At 37.6% G+C, this 15,148-nt stretch carries 13 protein-coding genes; 10 read left to right on the top strand and 3 right to left on the bottom strand.

The window, feature by feature from the left end; translation table 11 throughout:
- Positions 1-69: 69 nt before the first annotated feature.
- Positions 70-858 carry an ABC transporter substrate-binding protein gene (locus tag PZE06_RS01090; RefSeq protein WP_150913160.1) on the top strand — a complete coding sequence of 263 codons (789 nt, stop codon included), beginning with the start codon at positions 70-72 and terminating at the stop codon, positions 856-858.
- Between the two features lie 55 nt (positions 859-913).
- Here PZE06_RS01090 and PZE06_RS01085 read toward each other — a convergent pair whose 3' ends face one another.
- Positions 914-1,861: an MBL fold metallo-hydrolase gene (locus PZE06_RS01085; RefSeq protein ID WP_150913162.1), complete on the bottom strand. Its 948-nt coding sequence runs from the start codon at positions 1,859-1,861 to the stop codon at positions 914-916.
- Positions 1,862-2,053: 192 nt separating this feature from the next.
- Here PZE06_RS01085 and PZE06_RS01080 point away from each other — a divergent pair, with 192 nt between their 5' ends.
- From PZE06_RS01080 to PZE06_RS01040, 9 genes are all read left to right on the top strand, one after another.
- Positions 2,054-2,290 carry a YkuJ family protein gene (locus tag PZE06_RS01080; RefSeq protein ID WP_095313495.1) on the top strand — a complete coding sequence of 79 codons (237 nt, stop codon included), beginning with the start codon at positions 2,054-2,056 and terminating at the stop codon, positions 2,288-2,290.
- A 309-nt stretch (positions 2,291-2,599) separates the two neighbouring features.
- The gene (cbpB, locus tag PZE06_RS01075; protein WP_150913164.1) at positions 2,600-3,043 is read left to right on the top strand and encodes a cyclic-di-AMP-binding protein CbpB; all 444 of its coding nucleotides are present in this window, start codon (positions 2,600-2,602) and stop codon (positions 3,041-3,043) included.
- Positions 3,044-3,225: 182 nt separating this feature from the next.
- Positions 3,226-4,743: an MDR family MFS transporter gene (locus PZE06_RS01070; RefSeq protein WP_150913166.1), complete on the top strand. Its 1,518-nt coding sequence runs from the start codon at positions 3,226-3,228 to the stop codon at positions 4,741-4,743.
- A 27-nt stretch (positions 4,744-4,770) separates the two neighbouring features.
- Positions 4,771-5,673 (top strand): transcriptional regulator CcpC, encoded by a 903-nt coding sequence (locus tag PZE06_RS01065; RefSeq protein ID WP_150913168.1) that lies wholly within the window; start codon positions 4,771-4,773, stop codon positions 5,671-5,673.
- Between the two features lie 81 nt (positions 5,674-5,754).
- Positions 5,755-6,468 carry a 2,3,4,5-tetrahydropyridine-2,6-dicarboxylate N-acetyltransferase gene (gene dapD / locus PZE06_RS01060; RefSeq protein ID WP_150913170.1) on the top strand — a complete coding sequence of 238 codons (714 nt, stop codon included), beginning with the start codon at positions 5,755-5,757 and terminating at the stop codon, positions 6,466-6,468.
- Between the two features lie 223 nt (positions 6,469-6,691).
- Positions 6,692-7,816, top strand: coding sequence for an N-acetyldiaminopimelate deacetylase (locus PZE06_RS01055; RefSeq protein ID WP_150913172.1), 1,125 nt, complete (start codon positions 6,692-6,694; stop codon positions 7,814-7,816).
- 416 nt (positions 7,817-8,232) lie between these two features.
- Complete coding sequence (locus PZE06_RS01050) at positions 8,233-9,987, top strand: ABC transporter ATP-binding protein (protein ID WP_150913174.1); 1,755 nt, start codon at positions 8,233-8,235, stop codon at positions 9,985-9,987.
- A gap of 11 nt (positions 9,988-9,998) precedes the next feature.
- Positions 9,999-11,825, top strand: a complete 1,827-nt coding sequence (locus PZE06_RS01045; RefSeq protein ID WP_150913177.1) for an ABC transporter ATP-binding protein — start codon at positions 9,999-10,001, stop codon at positions 11,823-11,825.
- Between the two features lie 166 nt (positions 11,826-11,991).
- Positions 11,992-12,660: a potassium channel family protein gene (locus tag PZE06_RS01040; protein WP_275791625.1), complete on the top strand. Its 669-nt coding sequence runs from the start codon at positions 11,992-11,994 to the stop codon at positions 12,658-12,660.
- Between the two features lie 303 nt (positions 12,661-12,963).
- On the opposite strand, the gene rnjA is transcribed toward PZE06_RS01040, so the two are convergent.
- Positions 12,964-14,631 (bottom strand): ribonuclease J1, encoded by a 1,668-nt coding sequence (rnjA, locus tag PZE06_RS01035; protein ID WP_150913181.1) that lies wholly within the window; start codon positions 14,629-14,631, stop codon positions 12,964-12,966.
- 3 nt (positions 14,632-14,634) lie between these two features.
- Positions 14,635-14,847 carry a DNA-dependent RNA polymerase subunit epsilon gene (locus tag PZE06_RS01030; RefSeq protein WP_150913183.1) on the bottom strand — a complete coding sequence of 71 codons (213 nt, stop codon included), beginning with the start codon at positions 14,845-14,847 and terminating at the stop codon, positions 14,635-14,637.
- Between the last annotated feature and the right edge of the window lie 301 nt (positions 14,848-15,148).

The following is a 15,148-nucleotide window of genomic DNA, read 5'->3' as shown; positions in this document are numbered from 1 at the left end:
CAGCTTTGCTGGAATAAGTCAAAAAATAACAACGTAAAAAGAGTCTATGAATTGGAAAGGGGGGTTATGATGCTAAGAAGTGTGGAAGATCATCTTCAAAGGAAGCTTGAATTTGAGTATCCTCCTAAAAGAATTGTGTCGCTTTGTCCTGCAATCACGGAAACTCTCTATGCTCTAGGATTAGATAGTGAGATAGTAGGGCGAACCCGCTATTGTATTTTTCCAAAAAGCAAAGTAGAGCAAGCAATGATTGTCGGAGGTACAAAAGATATTAAGATGGAGAGTATAAAAAGTTTAAATCCCGATCTAATCATTGCAGAAAAAGAAGAGAACACGAAGGAGATTGTTGAGCTATTGGAGCACAACTTTCCCGTATTTGTTGCAGAGGTGCGCTCGATTACTGAATCATACAAGATGATAAAAGATATGGGGGTATTAACAAATCACGAAAATGCTGCGCAATGCCTTATAGACTCCATTAAAAAAGAGTTTATGACACTGCCGAAGATTACTGGGAAAAAAGCGGCATATGTTATTTGGAGAAATCCATATATGGTTGTCGGAAGCAACACATATATAAACTCTATATTGGAAGAGATGGGATTTCAAAATCCATTTGCAATTTCTTCTCAAAGATATCCTTCCATTACAAAAGAAGAGTTCCAAGAAAGTCAGTTAGATTACATTTTTCTAGCCACAGAGCCGTTTCATTTTAAGGAGAAACATAAACAAGAATTTTTAGAGTTTTTACCAGATGTAGTGCCAATAATTGTTGATGGAGAAATGTTCTGGTATGGTGCCAAAATGAAAGAAGCAGCGAATTATTTTCAGGAAAAAATGACAAGTGAGTGTTGTTAAATAAGCAAAAGGTTACGATCAATTGAGAAAAGCATGGAACATAGGAGCCATGCTTTCATCTGTTCTTTTTGTGGAGATAATCAATTAATCCCATTGCACATACCTCAAGATCAAGTGCGAGAATATCGTATATTTCATGTTCTCTAGATATTTTTAAAGCATCTAAATGAGAGGAAACTAATTGAAAGAGTCCTGCTTTTGTTACATTTATCATCTCCTCAGTAGTGTCCTCATTTTTAAAGGCCGCAGCGGCCACATCAACGAACGGTTTAATCCAACTAAGCACTTGTTTATAAACTTCCTTTGGGTTATCTGACATTCCATAATGGCCAAAAAAGATATAGTCTAAGTTCATTGATTTGTATAATCCAATCGAATGTTCCATTTTATCAGGGTCAAAATTTGAAGGAGTCGTAGTTGGAAGATAGAATTCCACTTCATCTTTAAGTTGATAATAAATTCCCGCTGTATCTCCAGTGAACATTCCGTTTAATTTTGGATGATAAATGCTAAAGTGGTGATTTGCGTGTCCTGGAGTATGGTAGAACGTTAAGGTACAATCCTCGCCAATTTGTAATTTGTCTCCATCGTCCATCGAAAGTAATTGTTCTTCAGGAATTGGGATAATCGGATGAAATAAGGTATCGAACTTTTCACGGTAGACTGCTTTTGCGCCAGCGATTAAACGGGAAGGATCAGCTAAATGTCTTTTACCTTTAGGGTGGACAATTACTTTCGCATCTGGACACTGCTGTAAAAGGAGACCCGCACCACCTGCGTGATCAAGATGAATATGAGTTACAATGATGTATTTAAGATCTTTTGGAGAAAGCCCTAGACTTTTCAAACCGTTGATAATATGTGGAACAGAAGGACTGGCACTTGTTTCAATAATTGTTAATTCTTGTTCATGCAAAACATAGGAGCCTGTCCTCTCTTTTATATTTAGATCAAGCCCGTCAATTAAGTATAGGTTCTCAAAAAGCTTTTTAACAGTGCTCAAAAAAATTCCTCCATTTCATACCTTTTTCTTGTACAAACCTATGTCTTATTTTATGCTGTTAATATTGGCATGTAAAGATAATAACTTGAATTTTCTGAAATTATTACTTATGGATAGAAACATGCCAAAAGAGAAACCTAAGGATAAAGCGTAATGCACATCATACATGGTTTTTGTGAAAGGAGAGGAAACATGTCACAGCTACAAGGTATCATCACACGTTTAAAAAGTCTTCAAGAACAAGGTGGCGCTGGAGAGTCGGCGCAACGTTTCTTTGAAGTAAATGGCGAAAGAAAGTGTCAGGTTACATATCACCCAAAGACAGAAACGTTTGAGCTCGAGGTATATAATGAGAAAGAAAAACCTAAGCGATATCAGTTTGATAATATTGATATGATTACAATTGAAATTTTTGACCTGATACAGTAATTGAAATTGACTCATTGAAAATGATGAAAATGATCAACTTGAAGAGGAGCGATCACGTTTGTTGCCAACAGTTAAATGCCCAAAATGTTCTTACATTGCAGAAATGGATCATGTTTTAACAGCGCAATCGAATCAAAACGTCATCTATAAGTGTCCGCAGTGTCATTATGAAGTGCGAAATATTCATACGAGTAAAGGTTGATTGAATTTTTTGCATTTTATTGTGTTCCAAGATGTTCTATGAAGCATCACTGCTGAAACTGTGATAGAATAAAATAGAATGAAAACATTTACGGGGAGTTTTCGACTATGATAGATCTTCACAGTGGAGAGTTTTTGGAGATTAATATTAAAGATTTGATGATTCCTTCTGAACGGGTTGCCCATGTACAGGTGAAAAATAGCTTGGAACACGCTTTATTAGTGCTTACTAAAAGTGGGTATTCGGCTATACCTGTATTAGATCCGCAATACAAACTGCAGGGTCTTATTAGTACCCCCTTAATTATGGAGTCAATACTTGGGCTTGAAAGAATTGAATTCGAACTATTGGAGAAGCAACGTGTAGAAGGTGTTATGAATCGGGAAATCCCAAGAATTTCAATTGATTCAGATATCAAATCCTGTTTGACGTTGTTGATTGATCATCCTTTTCTGTGTGTGGAAAGTGAAGAAGGATTTTTTGAGGGGATTTTAACAAGAAGATCGGTGTTAATTCAATTAAATCAACATACTTCTCCCAGAACAGTGTAAAGGGTAAGCGAGGTAAATGAGTCTTTTCGCTTTAATACCATAACTTTTAACATGTTAAAGCTCTTTTCCTTGTTTTTTCAATGAAGGAGCATAATGATGAGTGGATAAGTGAAGCAATGAATACGTATAGTCTACAGCCTCCTAACATTAGGAGGCTCAATTTTTGTATATGAGGTGTCGTTATGGGGGACGCAGTACATAGTCCAATTAATCACAAACAACAAACAAAAAAACCATTTGTATTAGCTGCAGTTATGTTGGCGATGTTTATGGCAGCTATTGAAGCGACGATTGTCGCCACTGCTATGCCTGCAATCGTTGGTGATCTAGGTGGTTTTACGCGATATAGCTGGGTCTTTTCATCATACCTATTAATGAATGCAGTGACAGTTTTAATTTATGGAAAGCTATCAGATCTATACGGAAGAAAACCGATCTTAACGATTGGCATCATTATTTTTTTAATCGGTTCTATCCTTTGTGGTTTTGCTGAATCAATGACAATGCTCATCGTTTTTCGTTTTATACAAGGATTTGGTGCAGGAGCTGTTATGCCGATTGCCAGTACTATTGTTGGTGACATTTACACAATGGAAGAAAGAGCAAAAATTCAAGGATATTTATCAAGCGTATGGGGGATCTCGGCAATTTTAGGTCCGGCGATCGGGGGAATTCTAGTTCAATATGTCAGTTGGCAATATGTTTTTTGGATTAATGTTCCATTAGGAATTTTAGCCATTATCGGAATCAGTTTATTCTTACATGAAAAAGTAGAAAAGAAAAAACATCAAATTGATTTTCAAGGGGCTTTTTTATTAACGGTTGCCATCTCAGCATTAATGATTCTTTTAGTTGAAGGTGGTACAAATTGGGCTTGGAATTCACCTCAAGTGTTAAGTTTGCTCGCTGTCACGCTTATTGCTTTTCCACTCTTTGTCTTTCAAGAGCGACGTGCGTCTGAACCGATGATGCCCTTTTCCATTTGGAAAGAACGTTCGATTTTCATTGCCAATATGACCTCGCTAACAACAGGGGTTATGCTGATTGGCATTTCTAGCTTTTTGCCTGCTTTTGTTCAAGGTGTGATGGAACAACCGCCGATCGTGGCTGGCTTCACGCTAACAACAATGTCGATCGGATGGCCAATCGCGGCCACGGTGGCGGGGAATCTCCTTTTGAAAATTGGATTTCGTATTACTGCGATTATAGGTGGAGCTTCCCTTGTCATTGGTGGTCTCATGTTTGTTTTCTTATCTCCGGAGATGGGTCCTGTCTGGGCAGCTTTGGCATCATTCTTTGTTGGTGTTGGCATGGGAATGACGACAACTTCCTTTATTGTTTCAATCCAAAGTACGGTCGGCTGGGAGCAACGCGGTGTTGCCACAGCAGCAAATATGTTTATGCGTAATTTAGGAAATACCATTGGAGCTGCTCTCTTAGGAGGAATTCTTAATAGTCAGTTGCTTTCGTATATTAAAAAACAAGGTGATACAGTTTCAGAGGAGCTTTCTCTCGATGCCGCGAATATATTATTAAATGAAGAACAAAGAAGCGCCCTCTCTCCAGGGGTTAAATCCGTTTTACAGGAAGGCTTGACCTTTTCCATCCATACGGTTTATATCACAGTACTTATCTTTGCGTTGCTTAGTTTTGCGCTCATTCTTTTTTTACCAAAGAAGGAGAGAGAAACATCCAATTAAAGATCAAGTAATGAAAGAGGTGAGTTCATGTCAACATTATCAGCATTTCATCTTCTCTCCGTCTTAGCAGCAGAAATGAATATGCGAAAAGCATCGGAGCGCCTATTTGTCTCTCAACCTGCTCTTAGTCAAAGGCTGCAAACGATTGAGGCGGAATGGGGAACGAAGCTTTTCATTCGCTCACAAAAAGGACTAACGTTAACACCAGCGGGGGAAATGGTGATTAAATTTGTTAATGAAGTTTTGGAAAAAGAGGAGAAAGTAAAAGAATCGATTAGTGCCATGAATTCAGAGGTTTATGGGACTTTAAAAATAGCCGTTGCCAATATAGTCAGTCAAAACTGGCTTCCTAAAGTATTGAAGAAGTTCGTTGAACGCTATCCCCACGCAAAAGTCTCATTAGTAACAGGCTGGAGTAGTGAAATCCTTCGCTCGATGTACGAAGATCATGTACATATTGGAATTGTCCGTGGGACTCCTGATTGGAAAGGGATAAAAATTCCCCTATTTGAAGATCATCTTTATTTAGTTGATAAAGAAATCACTTCTCCAGAACAAGTGTTGAAAACAGATCGGCCGTTTATTCAATTTAAAAGTGATTCCAATTATTATCAAGAAATACAAGATTGGTGGCATCGACAATTTCAAACGATGCCTAAACGGACCATTGTTGTTGATCAAATTGAAACATGCAAGCAAATGGCTTTCAATGGGATTGGCTATGCGATATTGCCTGCAATCACTCTTAATGGTGGGGAACAAGATATTTTTAAGATTCCCCTACTTGATGAGAATGATGAGCCATTAAAAAGGGATACTTCATTAATTGGCTATGATTCCGCTTTTAAATTAAAGCAAGTCCAAGCATTTGTTGATTTAATTAAGGAACATGTTAAGGAGGATGAAGAAAGAGTGAAAAAGAGAGAATAGTTAATGCTTGTCTTGCTCTTTTTAATTTGCTAAAGTAAAATTCATAATGTACATAATAGAATTGAGTGGAGGTATTAGTAAATGAGCAAAATGATGGATGCAAACGAAATTATTTCGTTTATCGCGAATAGTAAAAAGTCAACACCTGTAAAGGTTTACATAAAAGGTGATTTATCTGGAATTGATTTTGGACCTACCTCAAAAACGTTCATTTCAGGCAATACGGGAACGATATTTGGGGAATGGAGCGAAATTGGTCCAGCAATTGAAGCAAATCAGGCAAAAATTGAAGATTATTTGGTCGAGAATGACCGTAGAAATTCGGCGATTCCGTTACTAGATATGAAGGGGATCAAAGCAAGAATTGAGCCAGGAGCTATTATTCGTGATCAAGTTGAAATTGGTGAAAATGCTGTGATCATGATGGGCGCATCCATTAATATTGGTGCAGTGATTGGTGAAGGTACGATGATTGATATGAACGTAGTTCTAGGTGGGAGAGCCACGGTCGGAAAGAATTGCCATATTGGTGCTGGTTCGGTGTTAGCTGGGGTGATTGAGCCACCTTCTGCGAAGCCAGTTGTCATTGAAGATGATGTTCTAATTGGTGCCAATGTTGTAGTCCTTGAAGGTGTGACAGTTGGAAAAGGTGCTCGTGTTGCAGCGGGAGCAATTGTTATTGAGGATGTTCCGGCAAACACGTTGGTTGCAGGTGTTCCAGCACGAGTAATTAAAGAGATTGACGAAAAAACTCTTTCAAAAACAGAAATTATGCAAGCATTACGCAATCTTTAATAGTGAAAAAAAGTGTGGATTTTTTATCCGCACTTTTTTTAAAGAAAAATGAAATTGCTTGTACATGAGTCTGCAAGACAACAAGTCAAATGCAGGTGTATGCTTGCCGATTTCAATAGATTTTTTGCTGGCGAGAGCACGAGGAAGGCACTCAAAGAAGATGCGAAGAAACGATTTTTTGAGGCTGCTTTTTGCTTTTTTTAGTAAAAGGAGAGAGGTCATAATGTCTTTTGTTCAAATTAGAAGAGATTTACATAAAATCCCTGAATTAGGCTTTCAAGAATACAAAACACAATCGTATTTGCTGAACTATTTAAAATCGCTTCCGCAGGAACGAATGCGAATAGAAACATGGAAAACTGGTATATTTGTGAGGATCGAAGGTCGCAACCCGAGGAAAACGATTGGCTATAGAGCAGATATGGATGGTTTACCAATCGTTGAAGAAACAGGACTTCCTTTTCTTTCTGAACATCCAGAAAAAATGCACGCTTGTGGACATGATTTTCATATGAGCATTGCTTTGGGGCTTGTCACTCATTTCCTCAATGAACCAATTGATGACAATCTTTTATTTATTTTTCAGCCGGCTGAAGAAGGGCCTGGTGGAGCAGAACCGATGCTCCAATCAGAAATTATGAATGACTGGAAGCCGGATATGATTTTAGCTCTACATATAGCTCCTGAATATCCAGTTGGCTCAATTGCGGTTAAGGAAGGACTTCTATTTGCCAATACATCTGAGCTTTTTATTGATCTAACAGGTACGGGAGGGCATGCGGCATACCCACACCAAACGAATGATATGGTAGTTGCTGCGTGTTCTTTAGTTACTCAGTTACAAACTATTGTAGCAAGGAATGTTAATCCTTTAGATAGTGCAGTTGTAACAATTGGAAAAATAAGCGGTGGTACTGTACAAAATATTATCGCCGAAAAAGCGCGTATTGAGGGGACAATTCGTACCCTTTCCGTAGAATCGATGGAAAAAGTAAAAAAAAGAATACTATCGATGGTGAGAGGTGTCGAAGTTGGTTATGAATGTGAAGCCCAAATTGATTTTGGCAGCAGCTACTATCAAGTTTATAATGAAGAGAAATTAACAAGAGAGTTCATGGAATATGTCCGTAATGATAGAAGTGTTCAAGTTATTGAATGTGATAAAGCAATGACTGGAGAAGATTTCGGCTATATGCTGAAAGAAATCCCAGGATTCATGTTTTGGCTTGGGGTCGATTCACAGTACGGTTTGCACCATTCAAAATTGAATCCGAATGAAGAGGCAATTGACGTAGCGATTTCGATGCTATCAAAATACATTTATTATAAAGGGACTCAAAGTGAATAGTGAACTTAAGAAGGAACTAGGTAAAGAGACCTAGTTCCTTTTTTGTTTAGGAAGAGGCTTAAATTCATCATTGCTCTGGTGAACTTTTTACACAGTGACATTGCGCGGCAAGCGCTTGTTTGTTTTCCTTAATGTTCTGACATGAAAGGAAGAGATCCTCGATCATCCTTGAAAGCTTAAACTCATAAGAAGGTGGCAACCCGCTCTTGTTTTAATCTTAATAAATTGAATCATTTGCATGAAATTTTAAAAAAGATACATAATTCAAAAAAAACAGTGGTAAAATATTTCGATTTCCGTTATATTTGTAAATACGTTCATATTTTTCTTGTGAATAAAATCCATTTTCTTACATTCTAAATAAATTAGAGAGAAAATAGTTTGTATAAGTGGGAAGCAGATGGGGGGAATGAGCAGTGGAAACTTTTAAGAAATTAAAGGATTTTTATTGGCCGTATAAAAGCTATTTTATATGGTCGGTTGTATTTATGTTATTAATAACTGGAATCACGGTAGTTTATCCAATCATCCTTCAAATTACCATCGATGAAGTGGTCATTGGTGGAAAAAGCAATTGGATTCCTTATTTAGCATTAGGTTTCATTGCCATAATGATTGTAAAAGGTATAGGTACTTACATACATCAATATACAGGGGATTTGTTTGGAATTACTTCTGTCTATAAATTAAGAAATTCTTTATATGAGAAGCTACAATACTTACCTTTTCGCTATTATGATAATGCGAAAACAGGGGATTTGATGTCTAGATTGACAGCGGATGTGGAAGGGTTTCGATTTTTTCTTTCATTTGGGTTCTCTGAATTGCTACGATTAATCATCCTTGTAATGTCGACGTTCACGGTGATGTTCTATTATTCACCTGCATTGACAATTGTCACATTAATAACATTGCCTTTTTTAGTAGTTGTCGTCTATAAATTTGAGAGGTCAGTTCATCCGGCATTTCGGGCAATTCGCAAGTCGTTTGGGAAGCTAAATACAAATGTTCAGGAAAATATAAGCGGAATTAATACTGTAAAATCTTTATCGCGTGAAGACTATGTCATTGACAAATTTAACTCTTCAAATGGCGATTACAAAGATAAATATCTCTTTACTTCAGCAATATGGGCAAAATATTTTCCGTTAATGGAGTATTTGGGGAATTTGAGTGTGGTTCTCCTTCTTTCATTTGGAGGCTATTTAGTTATCGATGGAAGCCTTCGCCCGGGAGAGCTTGTTGCATTTTACAGTTTGGTTGGTTATATTATGTGGCCAATTATGAATTTAGGTTTTGTCATTAATCTTTTTTCACAATCAAAAGCCTCTGGCGAAAGATTATTGGAAATTTTAGAAGCAGAAAATGAAATTACTGAAAAAGAGAAGCCATATTATTCTGAAAAGCTTACCGGTGATGTTCGATTTAAGGATGTAACTCTTCGCTATGGAGTGGAGGATAAAGACGCTTTATATGATATCTCCTTCCATGCCCATCCGGGAAAAGTAGTAGGCTTAATTGGTTCAACCGGCTCTGGGAAAACAAGTTTAACCCAGTTGATGACAAGGTTTTATGAACCGCAAAAGGGTCAAGTTTTTATTGATGGCGTTGATGTACAAGAATACTCGTTGCAATCCATTAGAAGCCATATTGGTTTTGTCTTGCAGGAATCGTTCTTATTTTCTTCGTCGATCAAGGCGAATATTTCGTATGGGAGACCTAGTGCCACGATGGATGACATTATCGATGCGGCGAAAAGGGCACAGGCACATGATTTTATTATGGAACTGCCAGATGGCTATGATACGATGCTTGGAGAAAGAGGAATGGGGCTTTCTGGAGGGCAGAAACAAAGAATTGCGATAGCCCGCTCCATCTGTGTAGATCCAAGTATACTCATACTTGATGATGCAACAAGCGCAGTCGATATGGAAACAGAGTTTAAGATACAAAAGGCATTGAAAGAGGTTATGAGAGGACGAACAACCTTTATTATTGCTCATCGTATTTCCTCGCTCAAACATGCAGATGAAATTCTCGTTCTTGAAAAAGGAAGAATAGTGGAAAGCGGAACGCATGAACAATTACTGAAGAATAAAGGTCCTTATCAACGGATATATGATATTCAATATCAAGATAAAGACAAGATTTTGAAAAAACAAATTGGGTAGGGGGGAGAGAAATGAAGAATGAAAAACGCCCGATTAGTGAAAATACGCTAAAGAGGTTTCATTATTCTACTGAACAAGTCATTGAAAAACCGTTTAACTGGAAGCAAATGCTCAGGCTCTTTAGCTATATGAAACCTTATCGAAAGACTTTGCTTCCCTTAGCAATTTTAATGGTCTTAATCACGACAGCTGTTCGCCTGATTATTCCAATCCTTATCGGCGTTTACGTGCTCGATAAGGCGATTGTTGATAAGGATACGGGCTTACTTACGATATTAATTGCTGCAATTGCTGGATTGTATACTTTATCCTATGTGGCAAACTTTTTGAGAATTAGATGGATGAATCAGCTGGGTCAAAGTGTGATCTTTGATTTAAGAAAGCATCTTTTTACACATGTTCAAAATCTCTCCCATCGTTTTTTTGATCAGAGATCTGCAGGTTCGATTCTCGTTAGAATTATGAATGATATTAATTCACTGCAAGAATTATTTACTAACGGTGTTATTAACTTATTAATGGATATTATCCTGCTTATAGGAATATTTGCTATATTGTTTAGCTTAAGTCCAGAATTAACATTAGCGGTCATGGTTATTTTGCCGATAATGTTCTTTATCTCGACTAGTCTTAGAAGAAATATCCGTCGTTCTTGGCAAACAGTTCGACTCTTTCAATCCAAGTTAAATTCGCATCTAAATGAAAGCATTCAGGGAATTCGAGTTACACAGGCTTTTACCCAAGAGAAGGAGAATATGAGTTTCTTTGATGGAGTCAATACAGAGACCTTTGAAAGCTGGCGTGTCGCATCGCAAAAAAACGCAATGTTTAGACCATTGGTTGAGCTTACAAATGCGGTAGGAACAGCGGTGTTAATATGGTTTGGGGCTTCCTTAATTCAAAATGAAACGCTGACTATTGGGATCTTTGTCTCCTTCGCTTTCTATTTAGGTATGTTCTGGGAACCAATCTCAAGACTTGGCCAAGTATACAATCAATTGCTTATGGGAATGGCTTCGTCTGAACGTATTTTTGAATTTTTAGATGAAAAACCGATTGTTTCTGAAAAGAAAGAAGCGCTCCACTTGGATGAAGTAAAAGGGCATATTCAGTTCAAAGATGTGGTTTTTTCGTATGATGAAAAAAGAACAGCCTTAAAAGGCGTTAATCTGGAAATGAAAGCAGGTCAAACGGTGGCCTTAGTGGGTCATACGGGCTCTGGAAAAACGACGATTGCCAATTTAATCAGCCGTTTTTATGATCCCACAAGTGGCGAAATTTTATTAGATGGACACGATTTAAAAGATATTTCATTAAAGGATTTACGTCAAAGAATAAGTGTTGTTCTTCAAGAGACATTTATCTTTTCTGGGACCATTGCTGATAACATCCGCTTTGGTAATCCTTTTGCTACAGATGAAGAAGTTCAAAGAGCAGCCGAGGCGATTGGAGCACACTCATTTATTGAAAACTTGCCGAACGGTTATCAAACTGAGGTGGAGGAAAGAGGGAATGTTCTTTCGGTTGGTCAACGACAGCTCATATCGTTTGCCCGAGCTTTATTGGCAGATCCGCGCATTATCATTTTGGATGAAGCGACGGCAAGTATTGATACGGAAACAGAAATTAAAATCCAAACAGCATTGAAAACGTTGTTGGAAGGGAGAACCGCAGTCATTATCGCACATCGACTTTCTACAATTCGTGAAGCAGATAACATCATTGTTCTTGATCATGGGGAAATTATTGAGCAGGGTAATCATGAAGAGCTCATGACTTTACAGGGCGTATATTATCAACTGATAAAAGCACAATTTAATATGCTTAATGCTGTATAAATGAGAGCACCACTTCAATGTGGTGCTCATTCTAAATAATGAGCTAAGATCGCAAGAGAATGAACCCAACTATCATTTCGTACATGTTCTTTTTCAAATAATATGCTAAAATGAGGACATACTTTTTTGGCTGTTTAGAAATTTGACAAGCATCTGCTTCGGGGGAATGAATGTGAAAAAAGAATTTGCAGTTATAGGGTTAGGTCGTTTTGGTGGCAGCATTGTTCGCGAATTAGCAGAGCAAGGCATGGAAGTAATGGCGATTGACACGAAAGAGGAGCGAGTGAATGAATTTTCTATGATTGCTTCACATGCAGTAATGGGAGATACTACAGATGAGTCCGTTTTAAAGGGGTTAGGGATTCGAAATTTTGATCATGTTATTGTAGCAATCGGTGATAATATTCAAGCAAGTATATTGACGACTTTAATGTTAAAGGAACTTGGGGTCAAACATATAACAGTGAAAGCGCAAAATGATTATCATGAAAAGGTGCTATTAAAAATAGGAGCCGACACTGTAGTCCATCCTGAAAGGGATATGGGCAAAAGAATTGCACATAAAATGGTTTCAAACAGTGTGTTAGACTATTTAGAGCTTTCAGATGAACATAGTATTGTTGAGATTGTTGCTGGTGGGGCGATGATTGGACACACGATATTAGAACTCGACATACGCGCAAAATATGGAATAAACATAGTGGCTATTAAAAGAGGAAATGATATTAATGTTTCTCCTCAAGCCAACGAAGTGATTCTTCAAAACGACATATTAATTGTTATCGGTGCTGATTCAGATATCAGTCGATTTGAGAAAAAAGTGATGAACGATTAAGGAAAAAAACCAAGCAGTTGACATTAAGTCGCATGCTTGGTTTTTTAATGGTCTTGGAAATTATAGTTTTCAATTGCTGTAAAGAACACTTTTGTGAGTGTCTCCACGTCTAGCTCCAGCGCCAATTGCCTACAAAACTTCAGATTACCTCCCTACGATAAGTCAACCGGAGGTGTAGCACCGTAGGATGACTTTATTGAAAGATCAGAACCTTCCAGTGTACAGGAGGAAAGGCTTCGAAAATAAATATCGTCGGAACAATCTGCTTTTTGATTGTTCCGACGGCGTCTTGCGCTTTTGTTCTTAAACTTCCATAATGATCGGTAAAATCATTGGTCGACGCTTAGTTTTTTCATATAAAAATGGTGCGAGTGTATCCGTAATCTCATTTTTAATTTCTGACCATTGAGTCGTTTTTCTTTCCATTACTTTATTTAAGTGTTTAGAAATAAGACTTTGGGCATCGCTAATTAAATCACCTGACTCTCTCATATAGACAAAACCACGGGAGATAATGTCCGGACCAGCTGCGATTTTGAAATCTTTCATATTAATGCTTATAACAACGACTACTAATCCTTCCTCTGAAAGAATACGGCGGTCACGAAGAACGATATTGCCAATGTCGCCTACGCCACTACCATCAATATAGACGTTGCCGGAAGGTATTTTACCAGCTATCTGGGCAGAATCCTCACTAAGAGCGAGAACTTCTCCATTGTCCATAATAAAGCAGTTGTCTTCCTCTACTCCGCAGTCAACAGCAAGTTTCATATGCATTCTTTGCATGCGATATTCTCCATGAATCGGCATAAAAAACTTTGGTTTAATAAGGCGAAGCATTAGTTTTTGTTCTTCTTGACCACCATGTCCTGATGTATGAATATCACTTAGTTTTCCGTGAATAACGTCCGCCCCTGCACGGAAGAGCATATTAATTGTTCTACTAACACTTATTGTATTTCCTGGGATTGGAGAGGAAGAGAACACGACTGTATCTCCAGGAATGATCTGAATTTGCCGATGTGTACCATTGGCAATACGAGATAATGCAGCCATTGGTTCTCCTTGACTACCGGTACATAAAATCGTTACTTGATTTGCTGGTAGACGATTAATCGATTGCGCATCAATAAATGTATCTTTAGGCGCCCGAATATAGCCTAATTCTTGTCCGATATTGATCGCTGCTTCCATACTCCTACCAAACACAGCAATTTTTCTTCCGTTTGCGACTGCGGCTTCTGTTACTTGTTGCAGACGATGAATATTTGAGGCGAAAGTTGCAAAAATAATGCGGCCATCGACCTTTCTGAAAATATCGTGGATATTATCGCCAACTCTTCGTTCAGACATGGTGAAATCAGGGACCTCACTGTTCGTACTGTCTGAGAGGAGGCATAAGACTCCTTCCTTGCCGATTTCAGCCATTTTTGTTAAATTAGCAGGTTCACCAACAGGGGTGAAATCAAATTTGAAGTCTCCTGTATGAACAATTTGTCCGGGAGGCGTCTTTACAACAATACCGTACGAATCAGGGATGCTGTGAGTTGTTCGGAAAAACGTGACAGATGTCTTTCTAAATTTAATGATATCGTCTTCTTGAATTTCATGAAGCTTTGCTTGTCTTAATAAACCGTGCTCTTCTAATTTATTGCGAATAAGACCTAAAGCAAGCTTTCCTCCGTAAATCGGAATATTGATTTCCCTCAATAAATAAGGGATGCCCCCAATGTGATCCTCATGTCCGTGTGTGACAAATAGTCCTTTTATTTTATCGACATTTTTGACTAAGTAAGTGTAATCCGGGATGACATAGTCAATGCCAAGTAATTCATCTTCAGGAAATTTGATTCCAGCATCAATTAAAATAATTTCGTCTTGAAACTGAACACCGTACGTATTTTTACCTATTTCACCCAAGCCGCCTAAAGCAAAAACAGCGGTTTGATCATTTTTAACAAATTTCATAAATTATCCAATCTCCAATACTTTGTAATTTTCATTTTTCTGTTCATACTCTAAGAATGCTCCATCTACTGGAGTAATAAACTCAATGTTGTACGGATGCTCTGCCAATTTTGCACGTACCTCGCGTACAGAGTCCGCTTTTACAAAAATGGTCTTTGTTTTTTCACGCACTGGCGCTTCTGTTTTTAATTCTTGAAAATAAACTTTAAAAATCATCCTGTTTCTCTCCTTTGTTATAAAAAATTTAAAATATGTGATTCAATTTCATGATCAATAGTTGTCAATAAAAACGAAATTTTACTAATGCTGTAGTACGTATCTAATATGTATAGATTTTCTAAAAAACCCGTTTTTAACCATCGTCATTATGAAATTGATTCATGTAATAGGGAATTTGAGTCAAATCAAGAGCAAGGGGAAAATATTAATTATCTCCCAAGTATTTCCGATAGTAACTTTTTCTATTATATATAAAATAGGAAGTAATTTCATTCATTTTCTTTTGAAGTGATGTTTG

Source organism: Robertmurraya sp. DFI.2.37 (assembly GCF_029211245.1).
In the GTDB taxonomy this organism is placed as follows: domain Bacteria; phylum Bacillota; class Bacilli; order Bacillales; family Cytobacillaceae; genus Robertmurraya; species Robertmurraya methanolica_A.
This window is presented reverse-complemented; position numbering and strand designations above follow the sequence as displayed.